General features: G+C 42.5%; 26 protein-coding genes. 24 read left to right on the top strand and 2 right to left on the bottom strand.

The features are described 5' to 3' along the window. The 15 genes from flhB (at window position 1) to NH454_RS01380 (ending at window position 15,313) form a co-directional block, all read left to right on the top strand. Window positions 1-1,131, top strand: a complete 1,131-nt coding sequence (gene flhB, locus NH454_RS01450; protein ID WP_135923869.1) for a flagellar biosynthesis protein FlhB — start codon at window positions 1-3, stop codon at window positions 1,129-1,131. Between the two features lie 71 nt (window positions 1,132-1,202). Further along, window positions 1,203-3,314, top strand: coding sequence for a flagellar biosynthesis protein FlhA (gene flhA / locus NH454_RS01445; protein WP_235382071.1), 2,112 nt, complete (start codon window positions 1,203-1,205; stop codon window positions 3,312-3,314). Between the two features lie 20 nt (window positions 3,315-3,334). Continuing rightward, the gene (gene flhF, locus NH454_RS01440; RefSeq protein ID WP_135923871.1) at window positions 3,335-4,816 is read left to right on the top strand and encodes a flagellar biosynthesis protein FlhF; all 1,482 of its coding nucleotides are present in this window, start codon (window positions 3,335-3,337) and stop codon (window positions 4,814-4,816) included. Beyond that, window positions 4,809-5,669, top strand: coding sequence for a MinD/ParA family protein (locus NH454_RS01435; RefSeq protein ID WP_135923872.1), 861 nt, complete (start codon window positions 4,809-4,811; stop codon window positions 5,667-5,669). The genes flhF and NH454_RS01435 overlap by 8 nt, the downstream gene beginning before the upstream one ends. A 26-nt stretch (window positions 5,670-5,695) precedes the next feature. After that, on the top strand, window positions 5,696-6,406 hold the full coding sequence (locus tag NH454_RS01430) for an RNA polymerase sigma factor FliA (protein WP_135926251.1): 711 nt from the start codon (window positions 5,696-5,698) through the stop codon (window positions 6,404-6,406). Window positions 6,407-6,446: 40 nt separating this feature from the next. Next, window positions 6,447-6,830 carry a chemotaxis response regulator CheY gene (gene cheY / locus NH454_RS01425; RefSeq protein ID WP_016708035.1) on the top strand — a complete coding sequence of 128 codons (384 nt, stop codon included), beginning with the start codon at window positions 6,447-6,449 and terminating at the stop codon, window positions 6,828-6,830. Between the two features lie 17 nt (window positions 6,831-6,847). Then, window positions 6,848-7,615 carry a protein phosphatase CheZ gene (locus NH454_RS01420; RefSeq protein ID WP_138557430.1) on the top strand — a complete coding sequence of 256 codons (768 nt, stop codon included), beginning with the start codon at window positions 6,848-6,850 and terminating at the stop codon, window positions 7,613-7,615. 15 nt (window positions 7,616-7,630) lie between these two features. Continuing rightward, entirely contained in the window at window positions 7,631-9,907 is a 2,277-nt protein-coding gene (locus tag NH454_RS01415) for a chemotaxis protein CheA (RefSeq protein ID WP_235382070.1), read from the top strand. Between the two features lie 63 nt (window positions 9,908-9,970). Continuing rightward, the gene (locus NH454_RS01410) at window positions 9,971-11,110 is read left to right on the top strand and encodes a chemotaxis response regulator protein-glutamate methylesterase (RefSeq protein WP_199527889.1); all 1,140 of its coding nucleotides are present in this window, start codon (window positions 9,971-9,973) and stop codon (window positions 11,108-11,110) included. Further along, window positions 11,103-11,867, top strand: a complete 765-nt coding sequence (locus NH454_RS01405) for a flagellar motor protein (RefSeq protein WP_135923876.1) — start codon at window positions 11,103-11,105, stop codon at window positions 11,865-11,867. The genes NH454_RS01410 and NH454_RS01405 overlap by 8 nt, the downstream gene beginning before the upstream one ends. A 4-nt stretch (window positions 11,868-11,871) precedes the next feature. Then, on the top strand, window positions 11,872-12,831 hold the full coding sequence (locus tag NH454_RS01400) for a flagellar motor protein MotB (protein ID WP_135923877.1): 960 nt from the start codon (window positions 11,872-11,874) through the stop codon (window positions 12,829-12,831). A gap of 11 nt (window positions 12,832-12,842) precedes the next feature. Further along, complete coding sequence (locus tag NH454_RS01395) at window positions 12,843-13,613, top strand: ParA family protein (protein WP_135923878.1); 771 nt, start codon at window positions 12,843-12,845, stop codon at window positions 13,611-13,613. A gap of 2 nt (window positions 13,614-13,615) precedes the next feature. Then, the gene (locus NH454_RS01390) at window positions 13,616-14,374 is read left to right on the top strand and encodes a chemotaxis protein CheW (RefSeq protein ID WP_199527888.1); all 759 of its coding nucleotides are present in this window, start codon (window positions 13,616-13,618) and stop codon (window positions 14,372-14,374) included. Window positions 14,375-14,395: 21 nt separating this feature from the next. Then, the gene (locus NH454_RS01385; protein ID WP_054553251.1) at window positions 14,396-14,893 is read left to right on the top strand and encodes a chemotaxis protein CheW; all 498 of its coding nucleotides are present in this window, start codon (window positions 14,396-14,398) and stop codon (window positions 14,891-14,893) included. A gap of 15 nt (window positions 14,894-14,908) precedes the next feature. After that, complete coding sequence (locus tag NH454_RS01380; RefSeq protein WP_135923880.1) at window positions 14,909-15,313, top strand: DUF2802 domain-containing protein; 405 nt, start codon at window positions 14,909-14,911, stop codon at window positions 15,311-15,313. Between the two features lie 30 nt (window positions 15,314-15,343). Here the strand turns inward: NH454_RS01380 and NH454_RS01375 are convergent, their stop codons facing one another. Both NH454_RS01375 and NH454_RS01370 read right to left on the bottom strand, forming a co-directional pair. Further along, the gene (locus tag NH454_RS01375) at window positions 15,344-15,652 is read right to left on the bottom strand and encodes an EscU/YscU/HrcU family type III secretion system export apparatus switch protein (protein WP_135923886.1); all 309 of its coding nucleotides are present in this window, start codon (window positions 15,650-15,652) and stop codon (window positions 15,344-15,346) included. A gap of 5 nt (window positions 15,653-15,657) precedes the next feature. Then, on the bottom strand, window positions 15,658-18,291 hold the full coding sequence (locus NH454_RS01370) for a flagellar hook-length control protein FliK (RefSeq protein WP_235382068.1): 2,634 nt from the start codon (window positions 18,289-18,291) through the stop codon (window positions 15,658-15,660). A gap of 102 nt (window positions 18,292-18,393) precedes the next feature. Between NH454_RS01370 and ccmA the strand changes: the two genes are divergently transcribed. The 9 genes from ccmA to ccmI are packed head-to-tail and all read left to right on the top strand — an operon-like array spanning window position 18,394 to window position 25,365. Continuing rightward, a complete protein-coding gene (gene ccmA / locus NH454_RS01365) occupies window positions 18,394-19,014 on the top strand; it encodes a cytochrome c biogenesis heme-transporting ATPase CcmA (RefSeq protein ID WP_135923887.1) in 621 nt (206 codons plus the stop codon). Further along, on the top strand, window positions 19,014-19,700 hold the full coding sequence (ccmB, locus tag NH454_RS01360) for a heme exporter protein CcmB (protein WP_135923888.1): 687 nt from the start codon (window positions 19,014-19,016) through the stop codon (window positions 19,698-19,700). Before ccmA ends, ccmB begins: the two co-directional genes overlap by 1 nt. 1 nt (window position 19,701) lies before the next feature. Then, entirely contained in the window at window positions 19,702-20,439 is a 738-nt protein-coding gene (locus NH454_RS01355; protein WP_135923889.1) for a heme ABC transporter permease, read from the top strand. A 2-nt stretch (window positions 20,440-20,441) separates the two neighbouring features. Then, a complete protein-coding gene (ccmD, locus tag NH454_RS01350; protein WP_054553244.1) occupies window positions 20,442-20,645 on the top strand; it encodes a heme exporter protein CcmD in 204 nt (67 codons plus the stop codon). After that, on the top strand, window positions 20,642-21,121 hold the full coding sequence (gene ccmE, locus NH454_RS01345) for a cytochrome c maturation protein CcmE (RefSeq protein ID WP_135923890.1): 480 nt from the start codon (window positions 20,642-20,644) through the stop codon (window positions 21,119-21,121). The genes ccmD and ccmE overlap by 4 nt, the downstream gene beginning before the upstream one ends. 1 nt (window position 21,122) lies before the next feature. Next, on the top strand, window positions 21,123-23,078 hold the full coding sequence (locus tag NH454_RS01340) for a heme lyase CcmF/NrfE family subunit (protein ID WP_235382067.1): 1,956 nt from the start codon (window positions 21,123-21,125) through the stop codon (window positions 23,076-23,078). Continuing rightward, on the top strand, window positions 23,075-23,647 hold the full coding sequence (locus NH454_RS01335; RefSeq protein WP_135923892.1) for a DsbE family thiol:disulfide interchange protein: 573 nt from the start codon (window positions 23,075-23,077) through the stop codon (window positions 23,645-23,647). The genes NH454_RS01340 and NH454_RS01335 overlap by 4 nt, the downstream gene beginning before the upstream one ends. Next, window positions 23,644-24,105 carry a cytochrome c-type biogenesis protein gene (locus NH454_RS01330; protein WP_135923893.1) on the top strand — a complete coding sequence of 154 codons (462 nt, stop codon included), beginning with the start codon at window positions 23,644-23,646 and terminating at the stop codon, window positions 24,103-24,105. The genes NH454_RS01335 and NH454_RS01330 overlap by 4 nt, the downstream gene beginning before the upstream one ends. Further along, on the top strand, window positions 24,106-25,365 hold the full coding sequence (gene ccmI, locus NH454_RS01325; RefSeq protein ID WP_235382066.1) for a c-type cytochrome biogenesis protein CcmI: 1,260 nt from the start codon (window positions 24,106-24,108) through the stop codon (window positions 25,363-25,365).

Raw genomic sequence — 25,365 nt, 5'->3', positions numbered from 1 at the left:
ATGGCTGAAGATTCAGGTCAAGAAAAAACCGAAGAACCCACCGGGAAAAAAATAGAAGATGCCAAGAAAAAAGGCCAAGTAGCGCGCTCAAAAGAGCTCGGCACTATGTTTGTACTTATTTTCTCAGCAATTTCGTTACTAATTTATGGTCCTGAAATCGGCAAAGGTTTGTACAACATTATGGGCCGATTATTGAGCCTGAATCGCAATGAAACCTACGACACAACTAAAATGTTCTCTGTGTGGGGAATTGTTGCTGATGCGTTGATTTTCCCTATGGCGATGTTCGTTTTTATCATTGTCATTGCTGGTTTTATAGGAAATACCTTGCTAGGCGGATTTAATTTTAGCTGGGAAGCCGCAGCACCAAAAGCGAGTAAAATGTCGCCTGCGAAAGGTATTAAACGTATGCTTGGCCCTCAAGCTGGCGTAGAGCTTGTTAAATCCATTTTGAAGTTTGCAGTGGTTGCAGGCTTTGCGGTGTTTTTAATTAATACCTTTTTTGATGAAATACTTCATTTGAGCCAAGAAAGCGCACCCAGTAATTTTATTCATGCGCTTGAGATCCTCTCTTGGATGTTTTTAGGATTGACCTGCACATTGATAATCATCGCAGCGATTGATGCTCCATATCAAAGCCACAAGCATCATAAAGAGCTGAAAATGACCCTACAAGAAGTAAAAGACGAATACAAAAACTCAGAGGGTGACCCACAAATTAAAGCGCGTATTCGCCGTACACAGCGTGAAATGTCGCAAAGGCGCATGATGCAAGATGTCCCCGATGCCGATGTTATTGTTACCAACCCGACTCATTACTCTGTGGCGCTAAAATATGATACAGCCAAAGCCGGAGCGCCTATTGTGCTTGCTAAAGGGGTTGATGAACTTGCTATGCAAATTCGTAAGGTTGGTAAAGGAAACGATGTGCCTATTGTTGAGTCTCCAATGCTTACTCGTGCGCTTTATCACACCACCGATGTGGGCCAGCAAATTCCGGATCAGCTGTTCACTGCAGTTGCTCAGGTTCTCGCTTATGTATTCCAGTTAAAACGCTTCCAAAAAGGGCGTGGTAAACGGCCTGTTCCACTCGACAAAAAGTTACCGATTCCAGATGGTTACAAATATTAATTCCTAGCCATATAACTTGGAATAGTTATTGCAAATTCCGTGTAGTGTCAATTTTTTGAAATTGTTGAATTATGGAATTTAAAGCGGTATTACAACAACTTAACAGAGATAAAAAAGAATATGCTAAGGGTGTCGGTACGCCACTGCTGGTACTTGCAGCCTTGGGTATGGTTATTTTACCCCTGCCTCCATTTCTTTTAGATATTCTTTTTTCGTTTAATATCGCGTTAGCTCTAGTGGTGTTACTTGTTACTGTGTACACCATGAAACCGCTTGAGTTTGGTATGTTCCCAGCGGTACTTCTGATTGCAACCATCATGCGCTTAGCACTGAATGTAGCCAGTACCCGTGTGGTATTGCTTGAAGGTCATAATGGTGGGGACGCTGCGGGTAAAGTAATCGAGGCCTTTGGCTCGGTGGTTATCGGTGGTAACTATGCGGTTGGTTTAGTCGTCTTCCTTATTCTTATCATCATTAACTTTGTGGTTATCACTAAAGGTGCTGGCCGTATTTCTGAAGTGTCAGCTCGTTTCACCCTTGACGCAATGCCAGGTAAACAAATGGCAATTGATGCTGACTTAAACGCTGGTTTCATTAGTGCTGAACAAGCCCGTGAACGCCGTGAAGAAGTAACTCGCGAAGCCGATTTCTATGGCTCGATGGATGGTGCGAGTAAATTCGTAAAAGGTGATGCGATTGCTGGTATTGTCATCTTGGTTATTAACATTGTTGGTGGTTTATTTGTTGGTATGATCCAGCATGATCTTACTTTTGGTCGAGCAATGGAAGTTTACACTCTTCTAACCATTGGTGATGGTCTTGTTGCGCAATTACCTTCGCTATTATTATCAATCGGCACCGCGATTGTTGTAACCCGTCAAAATGAATCGCACAACATGGGCGATCAGTTTAAAACGCAATTGGGTAATGAAAAATCGTTATTCATTGCCTCTGGTATCCTAATCATTATGGGCTTAGTACCGGGCATGCCACATATTGCATTTTTAAGCTTAGGTGCATTGTTAGGTTATTTAGCGTATTACACGCAACAGCAAAAACTTAAAGCTGCAGCTGAGAAAGCAGAGCAAGAAGCTAATGGCGGTGCACCGGGTACGGGTGTTGCTAACAAACAAGAACAAAAAGAACTTGGCTGGGATGATGTACAGCAAGTTGATGTGATTGGTTTAGAAGTAGGTTATCGCTTAATTCCACTTGTTGACCAATCTCAAGGTGGTGAACTGTTAAATCGTATCAAAGGTGTGCGTAAAAAGCTGTCTCAGGAGCTTGGCTTCTTGGTGCCTCCTGTGCACATTCGCGATAACTTAGAACTTGACCCTAACGCTTACAGAATCACGATGATGGGTGTTTCAAGCGGCGAGGGCGAGCTTAAGCATGGCGATGAGCTCGCGATCAATCCTGGTCAAGTATTTGGCCCAATCAAAGGCGTGGCTACTAAAGACCCTGCATTTGGTTTAGATGCGGTATGGATCAAACCAGATCAAAAAGATGAAGCGCAATCATTAGGCTACACCGTAGTCGACTCAGCAACTGTTGTTGCGACTCATATTAGTCAGTTACTTACTAACAGTGCAGCGTTACTACTTGGCCATGAAGAAGTGCAAAACTTATTAGATATGTTAGCGAAGAGTCATCCTCGTTTGGTTGAAGGACTGGTTCCTGACGTATTACCACTCACAACAATCGTAAAAGTGCTACAAAATTTACTAAACGAAGGGGTGGCAATTCGCGATATGCGCTCAATTGTACAGACCCTTGTTGAATATGGCCCACGTAGCCAAGACCCTGATGTACTAACGGCTGCAGTGCGAATTTCACTGCGCAGACTAATTGTTCAAGACGCCGTTGGTATGTCTTCAGAAATCCCTGTCATAACCTTGGCGCCTGAGTTGGAACAGATGTTGCATCAGTCACTTCAGAATGCAGGTGACGAAGGTGCCGGAATTGAGCCAGGCCTTGCAGAGCGACTTCAACAATCATTGAACGAAGCGCATCAAAACCAAGAAATGGCCGGTGAACCTTCGATACTGTTAACGTCAGGAATGTTACGTACTGTGTTATCTCGCTTCGTTAAGTACACCATCCCAGGTTTAAGGGTGATGTCTTACCAAGAGGTACCAGACGAAAGACAGATTAAGATTGTCAGCTCAGTAGGCCAACAATAGGATAGTAAAGGGGTTGAACCATGAAAATTAAACGTTTTTTTGCCAAAGATATGCGTACAGCACTCAAGGAAGTGAAAGACGAGTTAGGTGTTGATGCGGTAATTATGTCAAACAAAAAGCTAGCCAACGGCGTTGAAATCGTTGCAGCTGTTGATTATGACAAAGCAGCCCCGAAAGCAGAAGCAAACCCAGCGCCAGTGCAATCAGCACCTGCGCCACAGCATAACTTCGTCAAACCTGAGCCAATGCGTGCCAAGCCTGAGCCGCAAGCAAAAGTTGCCGATAGCTTACAAGCGTTACTAGAGCGTCAAGCCCCACGCCCTCGTTCGCCAGAGCTGGCGTCAATGTTCAGTCAGTCAGGTATTGATACGAGTGAACACTATCAACCTAAAGAGCAAAGTTATGATCAACCTCGTCCTGAATATGCTCCAAAACCACGCTATCAAGAGCAAGCTGCTCCACGTATGCAAACACAAGCGCACAGTTTAGGTTTTGATGATGACTTAGACTCAGGGTTTGATGATCTTGATACACCTACAGAGCGCAAACAAGCAGCGCCGGCAAACCAATCTGAAATTGCGACAATGCGCGAAGAAATGAATGCCATTCGTCAATTACTTGAACATCAAGTATCAGGCTTAATGCAACAAGATATGGCGCGTCGCGATCCGACTCGTGCGTGTATGATTGACCGTTTAGCTGGTATGGGTATTGAGCGTGACGTTGCAGAGCAAATGGCCTGTTTTATTCCTGACGATGTATCACGTCAACAAGCTTGGCAAGCACTTCTGCAAATGGTTGAAAACCAAATGCATACAACGAATAACGAAATCCTGCGTCAAGGTGGTGTATTCGCTTTAGTTGGCCCTACAGGTGTTGGTAAAACAACCACTGTTGCAAAACTCGCAGCACTTGGTGCACAAAAATATGGTGCCGATAAAGTGGCGCTTATCACGACTGATACTTACCGTATTGGTGCCTACGAGCAACTTGCAACTTATGGCCGTATTATTGGTTGTGGTGTGAAGCAAGTAAAAGATGCCAATGAATTGGCTGAAGTGCTATACCATTTACGAAATAAGCGTCTAGTATTAATAGACACTGCAGGTATGAGCCAACGTGATTTACGCTTAACTGAGCAACTTAATACCTTAATGCGTAATCAGCGAGTTGATATTCGTAGTTATTTAGTGTTGAGTGCTACAGCACAAATTAATGTGCTACAAGAAACCGTAAGACACTTTAAAAAGGTTCAGCTAAGTGGCTGTATCTTCACTAAATTGGATGAATCGTTGAGTTTAGGTGAGATTATTAGCATAGCGATTCAAAATCGCCTGCCAATAGGGTATCTTACTAATGGTCAGCGTGTTCCAGAAGATATTCGCGTAGCGAATGCTGAAAAACTAGTGAAAAAAGCTGAACAATTGTATTTAAAACGAGCAAAAGCACAACATTCACGACGTCAAGCAGTAGCGTCGAACACAGTAGGGATGTATGATTAACACAGTATTAGATCAAGCAAGCGGCCTGCGCAAAATGAATCAAAATAATAATAGTGGCGTTAAAGTTATCGCTGTTACTGGCGGCAAAGGTGGTGTGGGCAAAACGAATGTATCACTCAACACTGCAATTGCATTAGGTCAGCAAGGAAACCGCGTATTAGTATTGGATGCCGATTTAGGATTGGCAAACTGCGACGTGATGCTTGGTTTACGTGTTGAACGTAATTTATCTCATGTTTTATCTGGCGAATGTGAGCTTGATGAAATTCTTGTAGAAGGCCCTGCTGGTATTAAAATTGTGCCAGCAACGTCTGGCTCGCAAAGCATGGTGGAGTTAACTCCTTCTGAGCATGCAGGCCTTATTCGCGCTTTTAGCGAATTAAACACCGAGTTTGATATTTTAATTGTCGATACCGCCGCAGGTATTTCGGACATGGTATTAAGCTTTTCACGTGCAGCACAAGATGTCGTTGTGGTTGTATGTGATGAACCTACCTCAATTACAGATGCCTACGCGCTTATTAAAGTGTTAAGCCGAGAGCATGGTGTATATAAATTTAAAATTGTTGCCAACATGGTGCGTAGCATGCGTGAAGGGCAAGAATTATTTGCTAAACTTTCAAAAGTAACGGATCGTTTTTTAGATGTTTCTATGGAATTAGTCGCAACGATTCCCTATGACGAAAATATGCGTAAATCTACGCGACGTCAAAAGGTTATCGTTGAGTTATTTCCAAACTCACCAGCAGCGGTGGCGTTTAAAACATTAGCAACGAAAGCAGTTAAGTGGCCGATCCCTAACCAACCGTCTGGTCACTTAGAATTTTTTATTGAGAAACTAGTAAACGGCTAACTATGACAACATCGGTGAATAAAGCGATGGGATATCAATCAGCACAGAATTTAAATGCGATTGTTGAAAAGCACGCCTCTTTAGTCAAAAAAGTGGCGTGTCATTTGATTGCTCGTTTACCTGCTAGTGTTCAGCTCGATGATTTAATTCAGTCAGGCATGATCGGCCTTATTGAGGCGTCAAAAAACTTCGACGCTAGTAAAGGTGCAAGTTTTGAAACCTTTGCAGGTATCAGAATTCGCGGTGCAATGCTTGATGAAATCCGTCGAGGCGATTGGGCACCACGCTCTGTGCATCGAAATGCACGTCTAGTCGCAGAAACAATTGCTGAATTAGAAAGTACCCTAAACCGCGAGCCCAAAGACACAGAAGTTGCTGAAAAACTTGATATTACACTAGATGAGTACCATCATATTCTACATGACGTTAATTCTAGTAAAGTATTAGGTATCGAGGATTTAGGTGTTGATGAAGACGTAATAACACCAATGGGTCATGATTTAGCACTAGACAAACCGTTTAATAACGTTAAAAATGAGCGGTTTAACCAGTCTCTATTAACGGCTATCCAATCGTTACCAGAAAGAGATGCCCTTGTTTTGTCTTTGTATTACAACGATGAAATGAACTTGAAAGAAATAGGACACATACTCGATGTTAGCGAGTCGCGTGTGAGTCAAATACATGGTCAGGCGATGATTAAGCTCAAAGCAAAAATCAATGACTGGATTAATTAGTAGTAAGTAAATATAGGTTCAAACCTCACCGGAGGATGTTTTGGATAAAAACATGAAGATTCTTGTTGTTGACGATTTTTCTACAATGAGACGTATCATTAAAAATCTATTAAGGGATTTAGGTTTTACCAATGTGCAGGAAGCTGATGATGGTTCAACAGCATTACCAATGCTACAAAATCAAGAATTTGATTTTGTTGTAACAGATTGGAATATGCCTGGCATGCAAGGTATTGACTTGTTACGTGCTATACGTGCCGATGATAGCCTTAAACACATTCCTGTTTTAATGGTAACAGCTGAAGCGAAAAAAGAACAAATTGTTGCTGCTGCTCAAGCAGGTGTTAATGGCTACATTGTTAAACCATTTACTGCTGCGACACTTAAAACCAAATTGGAAAAAGTGTTTGAACGTTTAGGTTAATCTAAGGGGAGAGGCTTATGTCAGCACCTGCTGCGCCTCATATAAGTTTAGAGCAAGCTCGTCAACTTGTTGAGTATCTTGAAAAAGGTGAACAAGAAAAGGCAGATAAGCTAATTCTTGAAGCCGCATCAAAAGAACAATCAGAGTTGTTTGCCGAAGTCGGTAAATTGACGCGTCAACTGCATGAAGCGTTAAAGAACTTTGATCTTGATACTCGTCTCGCCGATTTAACTACCGATGCGATACCCGACGCTAAACAGCGATTAAACTATGTCATGGAAATGACAGAAAATGCAGCAAATAAAACCATGGATGCTGTTGAGGCAAGTTTACCTATTGCACAACAACTTGCTGATGAAATTGCAACAATCAAGCCCACGTGGGATCGATTGATGAACCGAGAAATTGAGCTTGGTGAGTTTAAAACCTTATGCCATAGCTTAGATAAGTTCATGAACAACTCTCATGCTAAAACTGATGAATTACAAGGCTTGATGACCAATGTGCTTATGGCACAAGACTACCAAGATTTAACTGGTCAGGTAATTCGCCGTGTTATTGAACTAGTACGAGAAGTTGAAGACAGTTTAATTAATCTCTTAACTGTATTCGGCAGTCAAGAAGATGGTCAGCAAAAACAAGAAAAACAGGCCACAGAACAAGCACCTGCAACAAGCGATACGCTAGCAGGTCCTGAAGGGCCAATTATTGATGCAGAGTCACGTGATGATGTTGTCTCAGGACAAGATGAAGTTGATGACCTATTATCAAGTTTGGGCTTCTAAGAGGAGAGTAACTGCATGAGCTTTGAAGTCGATGAAGATATTTTACAGGATTTCCTTGTTGAAGCAGGGGAAATTCTAGAGCTTTTGTCAGAACAATTGGTTCAGCTTGAGAACAACCCAGAAGACAAAGACTTACTTAACGCAATTTTTAGAGGTTTCCACACTGTAAAAGGTGGGGCAGGTTTCTTGAGTATGACAGAGCTTGTTGACGCTTGTCATGGTGCAGAAAATGTCTTCGATTTACTTCGCCAAGGTGTGCGTAGTGTAACACCTGAATTAATGGATGTTATTCTTCAAGCTCTTGATACCATCAACGAAATGTTCTCAACTATTCAAAATCGTGAGCAACCAGAGCCTGCCGATCCTGCTCTACTTGATGTACTTCATAAGTTAAGTCAGCCACCAACAGCAGAAGAGCTTGCAGGAGAAGACACAAGTGTTATTGAAGACACAACCCCTGCACCTGAAGAGCCAGTAGTAGAAGAACCTGTTGTTGATACCACTGATGTAACAGCCGACATAAACACTGATAATATTGATGAAAGCGACCCGTTTGCTTTTGATATGCTATTTGATGGTGGTGGTTTAGCCCAAGAGAGTGCTTCACAGAATATTGATGAAATCACTGAAGACGAATTTGAAAGTTTACTTGATGAGTTACATGGTAAAGGTCAAGGACCTGCAGCTGCAACTCTCGATTCAAGCAGCAATGATAGTGATGACATTACCGACGATGAGTTTGATAGCTTATTAGACGAACTTCATGGTGTGGGAAGTTTTGGTGAAGTTAAACAACCCGATACCCCTCAACCTGAAGCTCCAAAACCTGCTGTTCCTAGCACCACCAGTGTAAGTAGTGATGGTGATGACGAGATCAGTGATGATGAATTTGAAGCATTACTTGACGAATTACATGGCAAAGGGAGTGCACCAAAGTCACTTGAAAGCACCCCAACAGCCGCACCGAACGTAGAGCCAAAGAAACCAACGCAAGCAGAGAAACCTGTTGCTAAAGCTGCGCCACAACAAGCTGCACCGAGTAAACCAGCAGCACCAAGTAAAGCGACTCCTGCACCAGCTAAAGCGCCTGAGTCTGCTGCTGCACCGAAAAAAGCGCCGCCACCTCAGGCCGAAACCACTGTACGTGTTGATACAAAACGCCTAGATGAAATTATGAACATGGTGGGCGAGCTTGTATTAGTGCGCAATCGATTAGTGAGCCTTGCTAATAACACAAACAGTGAGTCAATGGGCAAAGCTATTTCAAACCTTGATGTGGTTACAGCAGACTTGCAAGGTGCGGTTATGAAAACCCGCATGCAACCAATTAAAAAGGTATTTGGTCGCTTCCCTCGCGTAGTACGAGACTTAGCACGTAGCTTGAAAAAAGATATTAATCTGCAGCTGGTTGGTGAAGAAACAGATTTAGATAAAAACCTTGTAGAAGCGTTAGCAGATCCATTGGTGCACTTAGTGCGTAACTCTGTTGACCATGGTATTGAAATGCCAGAAGTGCGTGAAGCTGCGGGTAAACCTCGCACAGGTACTGTTACTTTATCGGCATCTCAAGAAGGTGACCATATCTTACTGACCATTCGTGATGATGGTGCAGGTATGGATGCTGAAAAGCTGAAGAAAATAGCGATTAGCAAAGGGGTTATTGACCATGATCAAGCAAGTCGTTTATCTGACACCGAGGCTTATAATCTAATTTTTGCACCGGGTTTCTCAACGAAAGAAGAGATCTCTGACATTTCAGGCCGTGGTGTAGGCATGGATGTAGTAAAAACGAAGATCACCCAGCTTAATGGCTCGGTTAATATCCAATCAGAATTGGGAGTAGGTACTGCGCTTGAAATCAAGGTGCCATTAACACTGGCTATCTTACCGACCCTTATGGTTGTGGTTGGTGAGCAAACTTTCGCATTACCACTTGCAGGTGTTAGCGAAATTTTCCATCTTGATTTAACTAAAACTAACGTTGTTGATGGTCAGCTAACAATTATTGTGCGTAAAAAAGCGATTCCGCTTTTCTATTTACAACACTGGTTAGTGAAAGGAGCCAACCGCCAAGAGCGAAAAGCAGAAGGTCACGTGGTGATTGTGCAAATTGGTACCAAGCAAGTAGGGTTTGTTGTTGACTCATTGATTGGTCAAGAAGAGGTCGTAATTAAACCTCTTGATGCATTACTTCAAGGTACACCTGGTATGGCTGGTGCAACAATCACATCAGATGGTGGCATTGCGTTAATTTTAGATGTACCGAGTATGCTCAAGCACTACGTTGGCTAATAAGAAATAGTAATTTGCAGCCAATAGGCTGCATTAAATACGATAAATAACAAGAGAGTGCCAATGGCAGTCAAAGTATTAGTTGTTGATGATTCAAGCTTTTTTCGCCGTAGAGTGAGCGAAATATTAGAGCAAGACAGCAATATTCAGGTAATAGGGTTTGCAGTAAATGGGCGCGAAGCGGTTGATAAGGCCCGAGAACTAAAGCCTGATGTAATTACCATGGATGTGGAAATGCCTGTACTTGATGGCATAAGTGCCGTTAAAGAAATTATGGCAGCCACACCCACGCCTATTTTAATGTTTTCATCGCTTACTCGTGATGGTGCAACAGCCACTCTTGATGCATTAGATGCCGGTGCGCTTGATTTCTTACCAAAGAAATTTGAAGACATTGCACGTAATAATGAAGATGCAATTGCATTATTACAAAATAAAGTAAAAGAGATTGGCCGTCGTAGAATCTCTCGATTTACCCGCCCAGCACCTGTTGTAAGACCGTCAACTTCTACCAGTTCACGCAGCAGCGGTATTGTACAGCCAGATCGCAGTTTTAGTCGTTCAACACCGACTGCGGGCTCTTCATCGCCATCTGCAGCAAGTAACATTCGGGCTTCTGGTAAACAATATCAGTTGGTCGCAATTGGTACGTCAACGGGTGGCCCTGTGGCATTGCAAACTATTTTGACGCAATTACCTGCTAATTTTCCGCATCCTATTTTACTTATCCAACATATGCCTGCGGCGTTTACTCCGGCATTTGCAGCACGGCTAAACGGCTTGTGTAAAATTAACGTAAAAGAAGCACAGCAAGGCGATAAACTGGTTGCTGGCACAGCTTATTTAGCTCCGGGCGGTCAGCAAATGCTGGTAGAAGGACGTGGCAGCTCACGTACGCTACGCGTGTTTGAAGACGATAGTCCTCGTATTACTTATAAACCAAGTGTAGATGTTACTTTTGCCAGTGCAGCCAAAGCGTACGGGGCAGATGTATTAGCTGTCGTGTTAACGGGAATGGGGGCTGATGGCCGAGATGGTGCCCGCATGCTCAAGCAAGCAGGTGCGACAATTTGGGCTCAAGACGAAAAAACGAGTGTCGTATATGGTATGCCTCAAGCTGTTGCTAATGCAGGCCTTGCCAGTGAAAGTCTTGCATTAAATGATGTTGCGGCTCGTTTAACGCGAGAGACTGGCTGTGGATAAGCTTTCCTTTCTTGGTTTAATCGTTGCTGTCAGCGCAATTGCCTTTGGTTATGCGCTAGAAGGAGGAGTGGTAACAGCCTTATTCAACGGGCCTGCGCTAGTTATCGTACTTGGCGGTACCTTAGGTGCGGTGATGCTCCAAACCCCAGGCAGTGTTTTTGCAAAAACACTTAAAATTAGTCATTGGGTTTTTTTTCCTCCATATCATGATATCGACGCCGCCATTGAGCAAGTAAAACGCTGGTCACATAAAGCGAGGCAAGAGGGCTATTTATCATTAGAGTCTGAAGCACTTGCTCATTCAGACCCCTACGCGGCAAAAGGGTTGAACTTATTAGTCGACGGTATTGATGAGAATAGACTTAGAGATACGCTAGAAATCGACTTAATGCTTGAACGTGAGCGCTTGCTTGAAGTTAGCAGAGTGTATGAAGCGATGGGGGGTTACAGCCCGACAATCGGTATTTTAGGTGCCGTATTAGGCCTAATACAAGCAATGCAATTTATTACTGATCCTGAAAAACTAGGTGCTGGTGTAGCAACCGCCTTTATCGCTACCATTTATGGTGTTGGCTTAGCAAATCTGTTGTTTTTACCTATGGCGAACAAGCTGAAGCAGCAAATTGAACAAAAAATGCTTTATCATGAGTTACTTGCTGAAGGTATTATTGCAATCTCTCAAGGCGAAAGCCCACTAAATATTGAACTTAAACTTGAGGCGTACCGTGTTGATCGCCCAAGTTTAGTTGACGAGTAATATCATGTTGCGCCGTCGCTTGCGTCAAAACACTCAAAAAAGTCAGCATACTGAACGTTGGTTGGTTTCATACGCAGATTATATGACTATTATGTTTGCGTTTTTTGTGGTGATGTACGCGATCGCAATTAGTAAAAATGAAGATTTCCAAATCCTCTCAGATTCTCTTGAACAAGTTTTTGAAAAATCAGCCCGTCAGCAGCAGCAAGTTGGAACAGGTGTCAACGGCACGGGTATTTTGACTGACCGAGTCAGTCCCGAAAATGATATTTTATACGGAGAAAGCATCCGTAAAGATGAACAAGGCCCAGAGCTACTTGATGGGCAAAGTGAGACCAGTAATATTGATAAGAAGCACCTAGGTAAACCACTCGATAGCCTTCTTACCAAGTTACAGTCTGCACTGATAGATGAAATTCGCGATGGTGAGGCAAGTCTTGAGTTACATCAAGATTGGCTAATTATAGAATTGAGTTCGGGTATGCTGTTCTCTTCTGGAAGTGCGGTGGCTCAGCAACGAGCCAAGCAAGTTGTAAGCTTAGTCAAAGATATAATTGCCCCTGTAGATAACTATATTCGTGTACGTGGTTATACCGATAACGAAGGTATTCGCAATGAAATGTTTCGTTCTAACTGGGAATTGTCGGTTGCACGTGCCACTTCTGTGCTAGTTGAACTTGAAAACTTAGGTATCAACCCTGCACGTATGGCGATTGAAGGCTACGGACAATATTCACCGTTTGCGAGTAACGATACAGAACAAGGCCGAGCTGAAAACCGTAAAGTGGTGGTTGCGCTTTCTAAATATGGTTTACCACCAGAACCGACAACCCCTAGTGATGAAGACACTGAAAAGCCGCAGCAACAAGCTCCTGAAATTGAGTTGCCAAGCAATGATAACACCATTAAAGTGATTCAATTACCTCATGGTGGCATTCGAATAACCACGCGCAATGAACAATAATAAGGTGTGATGTGAAAGTTTGGACAGTAGCAAATCAAAAAGGTGGCGTAGGGAAAACAACAACAGCTGTCAGCCTTGCGGGTATTCTTGCATTACAAGGTAAGCGTGTTTTACTTATTGATACCGATCCACATGCATCTTTAACTTATTATTTTGGTATTGATTCTGAAGAGCTTGAGGTTAGCGTGTATGATATTTTTGCACGCGGCAACAGCATGGCAAGTGAAGAAATTTTGCAAGCGTTATGCCCTTCAACATTAGAAAACCTTGATATTTTACCTGCCACTATGGCAATTGCGACACTTGATAGAAGCATGGGTAATAAAAATGGTATGGGCTTAATTCTTAAGAAAGCGCTGGCAAAAATTAGTGACCATTATGACTATGCAATTATTGACTGCCCACCAGTACTAGGGGTGTTGATGGTTAACGCCTTGGCAGCCAGTGAGCGTATTTTGGTGCCAGTACAGACTGAGTTTTTGGCTCTTAAAGGCCTTGACCGAATGATGCGGACGATGGAATTAATGCAAACATCGCAGTCAAAGCAGTATCAATATACTATTATTCCTACAATGTACGACAAACGGACTAAAGCATCACTTGAAGCGTATAAAACTCTGCAGGATAATTACAAAGACAAAGTATGGTCGGGTGTTGTCCCAGTCGATACAAAATTTAGAGATGCTAGTTTAGCACAACAAGTGCCGATTCAATTTTGCCCTCGTTCTCGAGGTGTATTTGCCTATCGCGCCTTGCTTGATTATTTAGTTGCACAAGGTTAATGATGAGTAAGCATTTATTTGCTAATGAAAAAGTGATGACCCAATATTTGGGTGCTTTGCTGTGTGAAGATGAACCTAGCGAGCAGAATCTTGAACCCGTAGCTAAATTACTCGAGCAGGTTAATGAGCCTGAACAAAAGCAAGAAGAAAAGATTACCTCCACAGTAATTGCTGCTGAACCGCCTTTACCGAGTGTTGAGTCAACTAAAGAGCTTGAGAAAACCGAGAACCAAGCTAATATCAAAGATATAGTTGCAGAATCTAATGCAGATATTATTGCTAAGACATCGTCTGAGCGCCAAGAAGATTACTTTGATGGCGAGTTTCAGGCACTGTTTTTTGAAGTTGCAGGTTTAACCTTAGCAGTACCACTAAAAGCATTAGGGGGAATTCATCAACTGACAGAGGTTAACCAATTGTTTGGTAAACCAAAATGGTTTAAAGGCGTAATGCTTAACCGAGATGAAAAGCTCAATGTTGTTGATACTGCACGTTGGGTTATGCCAGAAAAATATGATGAAAGATTAGAACAAGCATTAAATTATCAGTATTTAATCACTTTAGGTGATAGTCAATGGGGATTATTGGCAGAAAAGCTCGTAAATAATATTACGCTTCAAAAAGAAGATGTAAAATGGCGAGCAAAATCAGGTAAGCGGCCATGGTTAGCCGGTGTTATCAAAGAGAAAATGTGCGCCTTGATTGACGTTGAAAATTTATATCAATTGCTAGAGCAGGGCTTAGACAGCCGTGAGCAGTAACTATTTTTACGGAGTAATAGCATGAGTGAAGAAAGACTACTGTCAGCTAATAAAAATGCTGATAGCAACGATGAAGTGTTACAGTGGGTAACCTTTAAGCTTGAAGAAGAAACGTACGGCATTAACGTAATGCAAGTACAAGAGGTGCTTCGCTATACCGAGATTGCTCCTGTTCCAGGCGCACCTTCGTATGTGTTGGGTATTATTAACCTTCGCGGTAATGTTGTAACAGTGATCGACACCCGTGCACGTTTTGGTTTGATGGGCGCAGAAGTTACCGACAACTCACGTATTGTCATCATCGAAGCTGAAAAACAAGTTATTGGTATTTTAGTTGATAGTGTCGCTGAAGTGGTTTACTTACGCAGCTCAGAAATTGACAGTGCGCCAAATATTGGCACAGAAGAAAGTGCTAAGTTTATTCAAGGTGTATCAAACCGTGATGGTGAGTTATTGATCTTGGTAGACCTTAACAAGCTTTTAAATGACGATGAGTGGGACGAGCTGAGCGCACTATAAACGCTTGGAAACTATATGCTGTTATACTCTTTGTTTGGTGCCTCAATCTTACTAGTTTTAGTGTGTTTGGGGCTTATTTTTGTCAATAACAATAAACAAGCTGCCGCAATTCAGGCTAAGCAAAAACAGCTGCAAGATGCTCAACAACAATTGAGTATATTACGCAGTGAAGTTGCAGAAATGCGTGCGGGAATGCTCAGTATTGGCAAACGTGTTGTAGCTGTTGAAGAAAAAAGTAGAGAACTTGAGCAACTACAAGACGCACAAAAATATGATGACCCGAATGCGAAAATCTATTCGCGAGCGGTTAAAATGGTTGAGCTAGGTGCTGATTTAGAAGAAATAATTCGTGAATGCGAGTTACCCAGAGCCGAAGCTGAACTTCTTATGTCTCTTCATAAACAAAAAGGCGCCCAATGAGGCGCTTTTTTATTGGAACACTTCTAAGCCCTAAGCTTGAATGTTGAGCTTACCCTGAAAATCTTGCCAACCCGGTGGAAATTTACCACGCAATACATACGAAAATGCAATTAATTCAGCAATGACATAGTAAAGCTCTTTTGGTATTTCTTCACCTAACTCAAGGTGCGATAAGGTTTGTGCTAAGTCAGCGTCTTGATGTATTAAAATGCCTTTTTGTTCGGCAAGTTTAACAATTTCGTCAGCAAGTTCACCAAAGCCTTTACTGGTTACTCGTGGCGAACTGCCCGCTTCGTAAAGTAGGCCAATAGCAGATTTATGTTGATATTGTTCGCTCATAAAATTTAGACCTTGATGTTAATAATCGCATGTGACTTGTAAAAGGCTTGATGACTTGGCGTACCTTGTTGCAAATTAAGCTCACCAACATTTAGACCATGGCTTGCTAGCTTATGACGCAGCGTTTCTAAATGCGGATGTGCAAGAGCCGTGACCTCTTGTGAAGAGGCTAATAATTGGCAATCTACCGCTGTGTCCATAACCTCTGCGGTAACTTGTAATTTACCAAGCTGCGCATAGTCAAAGTTTAGCCTAACAAACCATACATTTTTACTTTCAAGCTTGTTTTTGCTCGGCTTTTTATATTGGCCTAAGCTGATTTCTGTTTGCCCTGCCTCTGCTGGGAGTTTCATCGGTAAGAAAAATTGTGCAAGCGGGTTACTATCTTGCTGTTGGTTTATCGGCGTCGTTTGTACTTGCGTGAGAGTATTCTTTACTTGGCTTAACTCACCCGCTAAGGCTTGCAAATTGGGTTGTTGTAATTGCTCCAGTAACTTACTGCCATTAACGGCTTTAAAATTGGGTACTAGCACTTGCAATAAAGCATCAAGACCTGTTTGGTTGTTAAAGTTTAAATTAGTGGGGGCCTGATTAATAATAGGTGCAGCCAAAGCGGTTACTGCTAGTTGCTCTAGACCTTGATTAAAACTTGCTTGTTGGTTTTGTGGTGTTAAAGATGCTGGTCTAAGTATACTTAGTAGTTCACGCTCGATCGTTGCTGGGTGTATGTTTTGACTTGAAATCATGCGGTTAAATGCTTGATTAACTAACCTATTTAGATCAACAGAAGAAGACGTACTTTGCTCACTAAGAGCGACTAACTTTTCACTCAACTGCACAGGTAGTGGCGTGCTTGTGGGCTTTTGACTCTGTGGCATTGGCACTAACTTGGCTATTAGTGCAGCTTCAATAGGCCTAATAGCGAGTAGGGGTTGGCGTAAATTAGGCTCTTTTGCTGCTAAAAAAGGAGCGAGAGAAGAAACCTGATTTGTTATTGATGCAGGCAGTTCCGCTTTAACTTTTAAATGATTTGTCGTTTGCTCTGTAATTACGCCCTTTATTCTCGCTAAGGATTGCAACTGATCACCACTCACAGTTTGTTTAATCGCCTTAGTTGCAAGCGCTGGATTGTCTTTCGATACTGCGTTATCAATATTAGTGGCGATGTTTGAAGCTTGAGCGGGTATAGAGTTCGCCTTATTTATAGCATTTGCCGCTGAAGTTGTAGGAGGCTTTTCGGCTATTTGAGCGCTACTAATGAGTGCTGCTTTGTCATTGATTGCGGGCGTATTTATTAATGGTTCAAGACTTACTTTAAGTTGCTGAAACAATTGAATTAGCGGCGCCGACTTATTAAAGCTGACAGGCAACATAGGTTGTTCGCCAGCAGACTTTGTGGCGGGCAACTGCACATTGTTATTGATGGTAGGCAAAAGTGGGCCCGGCTGTTGTTTTAAAGGCGAGTTAGGGTGCATTAACCTCGACCAATTTGGGTCTAAAGACGCGAGCTTAATTATATTGATTTGTTTAGCATTATACCCTAGCTGGCTTACACTGTTGCTTATGCCCGGCGTTTGACTAACAGATAAGTTAGCTGTTGATTTTGTTGTTGCTGGTAAACGCTCAAAGTAACGCACTGCATCACTAATACGGGTTTTCAAATCGGCAAAACTGTCTTTTAACCAAGAGCGTATTGGTGAATCATTACTACTTGATGGAGCCAAAGGCGTTGTCTTACTGTCAAGTGGTTGGCTTTTAAGAGCATGTGTAAATGTATCTGAGAGTGAGTTTTTTAATAACAAATGTTGTATAGGCGCTTTGTTGACAAGTTCAATGGTCTCTTTTACGCGCTGTGATAGCAGTTTTAGCGTATGAGGATTAAATTGCCAATGCGCTTGAATTTGTTTTGCTTGTTTTGGGGGGATTGCTGCAAGTGGCAGCGTTAACTCGCTATTTTGTTTGGTTGCTAAACTCAATTGTAGCTGTTGGCCGGTGAGTTTTAAGTCTATTTCTGGGACTAGTTTAGCGACTAAATCAGCGACTTTTTGTTGGCTAACACTTTGTTGATGCAGTGAATCCCCAAAGCGATTAATGATGTTTAAGTTAAAACTATTTTGCTGATTTGTAGCTGGCAACAAGATTGCTTTGAGTGGCGCTTCAGTTTTTAACAGTGTTGCCAAGGTGTTGTTAAGGGCAAACTCTGTTTTTAGTGATGGCAGTTGCAATATTGGCTGATTGCTGGCAATAGTTGCCGGGTAGGGCATGTTTGTATTTGCATTCCCCTGTGTGAACAAGTTAAGAAGTGCTTGCATTTGCTGACTTTTACCCAGTGTAATTGTGATAGGCAGAGGTGTAATAGTGAGCCCTTTGCCATCATTACTTAATTGGATGTTTGCCGATAAGAATCGTTCAGTTTTGGGATTTTCTTGCTCAGTAGATAAACGCAATGTTTGCCATGCATTGTTGATTAATACATCCATCTGCACACTGTGTTTGCTAATCACGATATTACGGGCAGTTAGACTCTGATCAGCGAGCATTTTTAGTGCCTCGCTTGATGAATGTTGTGAAGCACTGCTAATACTTTTAGGGTCAATATTAAGCTGGGTGCTGAGAGTCAACTGGCTTTGTTTATTCATTATTTTAGATCAAATATAAGTTAATCGTTTTAAAGCAATATTCGTATTACCCTATCATTATGGTAGACTAACGCCTAATTTTGGGTATAGAGAATCGTCATCTTGTTACACATTAAGGCCGTCACCTGCATCAAGCAAGATCGTTGTTTGTTTGCGGATCTTAATTTCAGCTTAAAATCTGGGCAAATTATGCAGTTAGCTGGTCCAAATGGGGCTGGTAAAACATCATTATTGCGTATTATCGCAGGTTTCGCTATGCCTGATGAAGGTGAGGTATTATGGCAACAACGTTCTATCGCAAAATACTATGATGAATTTGCTGATGAGTTATTATTTATCGGTCATAAGACAGGTGTAAATAGTCAACTTACGGCACTTGAGAACCTTGCTTTTTGGCTGAAAATAAACGGCTATGATAGCAAGCAAGACTTATATCCGGTCTTAGCTAAGATAGGTCTAGTGGGTCTTGAAGACGTACCTGTGCGCATGTTATCAGCAGGACAACAGCGTCGTGTTGCATTGGTTCGTCTTTGGTTAAATAACGCCAAACTGTGGATATTAGATGAGCCTTTTACTGCGCTTGATAAAAGTGGGGTGGCGTTTTTGCAAGAGCGATTTGTTGAGCATCTTAATGCGGGTGGAGCTATTTTATTAACCACCCACCAAGATTTAACGGCACATTTTAGTGACCTTAAAACAGTGACTTTGGAGTATCGCCACTGATGGTAAAGCAGCACTCGTATTGGCAACTATTCTCTGCGGTTTTTTCTAAAGATCTTAAATTAGCGTTTCGTCAGCGTGCTGAAATCGTTAACCCTATCTTGTTTTTTCTTATTGTAATTACACTTTTTCCGTTAGCAATTGGCCCTGAGCCCGGTCTACTTGCTCGTATGGCGCCAGGCATTATTTGGGTCGCAGCATTACTCTCGACCATGTTAGGTTTAGATAAGTTATTTCGTGATGATTATCACGACGGAACATTAGAGCAGTTAATCGCTTCGGCATACCCATTACCACTGACCGTTCTTGCTAAAGTTGCGGCTCATTGGGTGATTACGGGGCTGCCTCTTGTGCTTATGACTCCGGTATTTGCTTTATTATTGAATTTAGAAAGTTCAGCGCTGTTAGCAACCGTTCTGACGTTATTGTTAGGGACGCCATTGCTGAGTTTCATTGGCGCCATTGGTGCTGGACTGACTGTGGGATTACAAAAAGGTGGCATTTTAATGAGTTTACTTGTTTTGCCTTTGTATATCCCTGTACTAATTTTTGCAACCTCGGCTATCGATACCAGCTCTATGGAGCTTGCCTATAGCGGACAGCTTGCAATTCTTGGTGCCATGCTAATCGTAGCGATTATAGCGGCGCCAATTGCCATATCGTCAGCATTGAAAGTGAGTGTAAGTTAATATGTGGAAGTGGTTACATCCCTACGCAAAAGCAGATCGTGCTTACCAATTGTGTAACACCTTACTGCCTTATTTCGCCGTCGTTACGGTGGTCTGTATGATTGTTGGATGGGTCTGGGGGCTTGCTTATGCCCCAGCCGATTACCAACAAAAAGACAGCTACCGAATTATTTTTATCCATGTGCCTTCAGCTATTTTATCTATGGGCGCTTACTCTTCTATGGCGATTGCTGCAGTGATCGCACTAGTATGGCAATTACGTAATGCAGAACTCGCAGTGATTGCAATTGCACCTGTTGGGGCATGTGTGACAGCGATAGCATTAATTACCGGTGCTGCATGGGGTAAACCTATGTGGGGCGCTTGGTGGGTGTGGGATGCACGCCTAACCTCTGAGCTCATTCTGTTATTTTTATACCTTGGTGTGTTATCGCTTTATCATGCTTTTGAAGATAAAAAAGCGGCGGGTCGGGCAGCCTGTATTTTAGCGATTGTCGGGGTGATCAATTTACCGATTATTCACTTCTCGGTTGAGTGGTGGAATACCTTGCATCAAGGTGCAACCATTACAAAGTTTGATACTAAAGCCATTGATCCAAGCATGTTTTGGCCACTGATGGTGAATATTGTGGCATTCGCAGCGTTCGTCGGTACGGTGACGTTAATACGTCTTAAGAACGAAATTTTACAACGTGAAAAGCACCGCCCTTGGGTGCGTGATATGCTTGAGCGAGGTTAATCATGCAGTTTGATTCTTTTGCAGATTTTATTGCCATGGGTGGCTATGGCTTTTATGTTTGGCTGTCGTTTGGCAGCTGTGCATTAATTTTACTTGGTATTTTATTTAGTTCGTTAAACGACACAAAACGTATTTTCTCTTCAGTAAAGCAGCAAGCACAACGTGAAGAGCGCATTAAGAAAGCGAAGCAAGAGGCAGGGCAATGAATCCAAGACGTAAAAAGCGTTTATTAGCGGTTGTAGCCATTATTTTTGGTGTGGGTGCAACGATTGGTTTAGTGCTGTATGCACTGCAAGAAAACATTAATTTATTCTATACACCAAGTGAATTGGTTGATGGAAAAGGGCCTAATAAAGAAAAACCGCATATTGGGCAAAAACTACGTATCGGCGGCATGGTTGTGCCAGGCTCAGTTGTCCGTGACGAATCAAGCTTAAAGGTAAGCTTTAAGTTAATCGATACGGGCCCTATGGTGACAATTAATTATCAAGGAATTTTGCCGGACTTATTCCGTGAAGGCCAAGGGATTGTGGCGCAGGGCGTGTTAGTGAAAGCGAATGAAATTGATGCCTTTGAGGTACTTGCAAAGCATGATGAAGAATACATGCCAGCAGAAGTCGCAGAAGCTGTGAAGGGTATCAAACACGAAAAACCGACCTATAACTTAGATAACGGCAATTAATATGATCCCAGAACTCGGTTATTTTTCTTTAACACTGGCCATGGTGCTCAGTGTTCTACTGTGTATTTTTCCTTTGTGGGGGGCGCATACCGGCAATTTAAGGTTAATGCGTGCAGCCCCATCACTGGCAATTGGTCAGTTCGTATTCGTACTATTATCTTTTGCAGCACTTATTTATGCCAGTTTAACCGACGACTTTACCGTTTCGTATGTTGCTTATCACTCAAGTAGCACCTTACCTTGGTACTACAAAATAACCTCAACATGGGGTGGCCATGAAGGAGCAATTTTACTTTGGTTAGTGATGCAAGCAGGTTGGACAGCGGTTGTTGCTATGCGCTCACAATCATTACCTTGGGTATTACGTGCTCGTGTACTGGGCGTGCTAGGCTTTTTAGGTGTTGGCTTTATGCTGTACACCTTATTAATGTCGAGCCCATTTGAGCGCTTATTACCGTATTTCCCTGTTGAAGGTCGCGATTTAAACCCATTACTGCAAGACCCAGGTATGATCATTCACCCGCCATTGCTCTATATGGGCTATGTTGGGTTATCTGTGTCGTTCTCATTCGCCATTGCGGCGTTACTTACAGGCAAACTTGATAATACTTGGGCAAAGTGGTCTCGTCCTTGGACAATGACTGCATGGGGCTTTTTAACACTCGGTATTACCATTGGTAGTTGGTGGGCATACTCAGAACTCGGCTGGGGTGGCTGGTGGTTCTGGGATCCCGTTGAAAACGCATCACTAATGCCTTGGCTTGTGGCAACCGCGTTGTTGCACTCATTATCAACCACAGAAAAACGTGGTGTATTTAAGTCTTGGACCGTATTACTAGCTATAGCAGCATTCTCGTTAAGCTTACTGGGTACCTTTATTGTTCGTTCGGGCATTATTGTATCTGTGCATGCTTTTGCGTCAGACCCTAATCGCGGCATGTTTATTTTAGCTTTCTTGGCCATTGTTGTTGGCGGTGGTTTATCGCTATATGCACTGCGTGTATCACAGGTGAAAAGTGAAGGCCGTTATAAGTTTGCTTCGCGTGAAGTTGCGCTTTGGCTAAATAATATTTTCTTAGTTGTGGCAACGCTGATTGTATTGTTGGGTACATTATTGCCAATGATCCACAAAGAACTTGGCTTAGGCAGTATCTCGATAGGTGAACCATTCTTCAATAAGATGTTTGCTATTTTACTCGTGCCATTTGCTATCTTAATGGGGATAGGTCCGCTGTTACGCTGGAAGCAAAACAAGTGGTCAATGCTACAGAACAAGCTGTTATTATCGGCTGTGGTCAGTGTGGTTGTTACCGGTGCATGGTTATATTCTAGCTACGACGTAATTGCGCCAATTACCTTTATTGCAACCGCATTAGCAGTATGGATTTTTGTTACTACACTGATAGATTTAGCTGCAAAAGTAACTATTCATAAAACCATAGGTGAAGGCTTTAAGCGATTAGGTCTAAGCTATTGGGCAATGGTTTTAGGTCACATTGGTTTAGCGTTTGTAATTGCAGGTGTCACGTTAACCTCTGCTTACTCGGTTGAGCGTGATGTATCAATGAAACCGGGTGACACAGTGGCTTTAAATGAATACCAGTATCGCTTTGACGGTGTTAAGTCTATTCGCGGGGCTAACTACAGTGGCCATGCTGGGGTTGTCACCGTGATGAAAAACGATAAACAAGTGACGGTTTTACATGCTGAAAAACGCCGTTATGACATTGGCATGCAATTTATGACAGAAGCAGCTGTTGATGCAGGCTTCACCCGTGACTTGTATCTAGCGCTAGGTGAGCAATTAAGCCAAGGTGCGTGGTCGTTACGTATTTACCATAAACCGTATGTTCGTTGGATGTGGCTCGGTGGCATCTTGATTTCACTGGCAGGCTTTTTAGTGCTTGGTGATAAACGCTATCGCCAGAAATCGACTAAGCAGGAGGCTTCAGCATGAACCGCAAATTGTTAGCGCTAGCGCCATTATTGGTTTTCGTTTTGTTGTGTGTGTTTTTATATCAAGGCTTGTTTGCAAACCCGCGTGAGCTGCAAACAGGGCGTATTGGTCAGACTATGCCAACATTTAACCTACCTGATTTGATGGATGAGTCAAAGCGTTGGACAGATGCCGATCTGAAAGGCGAAGTATACCTGCTGAATGTGTGGGGCACATGGTGCCCGACCTGTTTAGCTGAGTTAGGTTATTTAACAGAGCTTAGAGAGCAGGGCGTTAAGATTATTGGCTTATATTACGAGCAAGGTTATGACCCTGACTTTGATGGCCAGTTTGATATTAATGCGTTACGTGAAGATGTAACCAGCATGCTAAATCGCGCTGGCGACCCTTATCAGTTCAATATTTTGGATTTAAAGCGTACATTAGCCCTTGATTTAGGGGTATCTGGTGCGCCTGAAACATTTTTAGTTGATAAGCAGGGCACAATTTTGCTTCATCACACCGGTGATATTAATCCACGTGTTTGGCGTGCTAAATTTGCACCGTTAATGCAGGAATTACAGCAATGAGATTCGTTATTCTTCTAGCAAGCTTGCTGATCGCCTTTAGTGCAATTGCAGAGCAAGACAAGTACCAGTTCGATGATAAAGAGCAAGCTACGCGTTTTAGTGAATTAACTAAAGAGTTACGCTGCCCTAAATGTCAAAATCAGAATATTGCCGACTCAGACGCCGTTGTTGCCAAAGACTTGCGCGATAAAGTATTAGCCTTAGTAAAAGAAGGCAAAACAAAAGACGAAGTGATTGACTATATGATTGACCGCTACGGTTACTTCGTTCATTACGATCCGCCTGTCACTCCAGCAACACTTGTGCTTTGGGTTTTACCAGTGCTCATTGTGGTGCTTGGCTTTGGCTTTATTGTATTGCGTCAGCGTAAAGCATCAGTAAAGCAAACATGGACTGAGCAAGACGAGAAATTACTTGCAAAACTAATTGAACAAAATCAACGTCAGGAGCAAAGCTAAATGGCATTAATGTGGGCTTCTTTTGTTTTACTCACACTGATTGCATTGCTGTTTGTTGTCGTGCCGTTTTTTAAACGCGAACGTATTCAACGCCTTGATCACAATGCAAACTCGGAATTGATCCGAATTTATTACCAACGTTTAGATGAGCTTAAAGACGATCTTGAAAATCAACGTATCGATGCACAAATGCATGACGAGGCAGTTGTTGAGCAAAAGCGTCGTTTACTTAATGAGTTATCACCAGAAAAAGCCTTAAACAGCAAAGGTAACAATCGTATATTTGCTTTAACAGGAGCAGGCTTTTTAATCGTTTTAACAGCTATTTTCTATGCCTACACTGGCAGTCAGCAGCAAATAAAAGGCTGGCATGATGCAATGGCAAATCTAAAGTCATACGGTGAGCGAGCTGTGATGCAAAATGGTGAGCCGTTGACTGCAAATGAACTTCAAGCATTTGCATTAGCGCTGCGTACTAAACTTGATCAAAGTGGTGATGACGAAGTAGCTTGGATGCTACTTGGACGTGTTGCGATGTCGTTAAATGAATTTGATATGGCAAAGCAGTCATTTGATAAAGTATTGAAAATGAATCCGGATAACAAGCAAGTGCTGATCAGCTACTCGCAAGTTCTGCTGATGGAAGGCAATGACGCGAACATGTCTCAGGCTGCGACTATGCTTTCAAAAGTGTTAAAAGCAGAGCCAACCAATATTGATGCAATCTCATTGTTGGCCCTAATTGCCTACGAGCGTAAAGATTGGCTGCAAGCTAAAACCGCGTTTGAAGTACTGCTAGCGAGCATGGAGCAAAATGACCCTCGTTATAGCATGATTGCAGAGCGTATTGCTGAAATTGATGCCCATTTAAATAATGAGCAAGTCACAAATACAGAAGTAGTTGATGCTTCAAACAGTGAAATTAGCATCACAGTTGATTTGGACCCAGCACTTGCTGACTCACAGCCACAAAACGGCACGTTATTTGTTTTTGCAAAAGCAGCCAGTGGTCCGCAAATGCCATTAGCTGTGGTAAAAATGACAGAATATAGCTTTCCACTAACAGTGACGTTAAGTGATGCTAACGCAATGGTTGATGGCCTGAATTTATCGAGTGTTGAGCAAATTATTTTAACCGCGCGTTTATCGAAAGATGCAACTGTGGTAACTTCTAGCGGCGAGTTGGAAGGCAAGTCGGATGTCTTGGAGCGTACTAACGTTAAAGAATATTCGTTGCTAATTAATGAGTTAATACCTTAA

Source organism: Pseudoalteromonas sp. Ps84H-4, assembly GCF_024124645.1.
Taxonomy (GTDB): domain Bacteria; phylum Pseudomonadota; class Gammaproteobacteria; order Enterobacterales; family Alteromonadaceae; genus Pseudoalteromonas; species Pseudoalteromonas lipolytica_C.
This window is presented reverse-complemented; position numbering and strand designations above follow the sequence as displayed.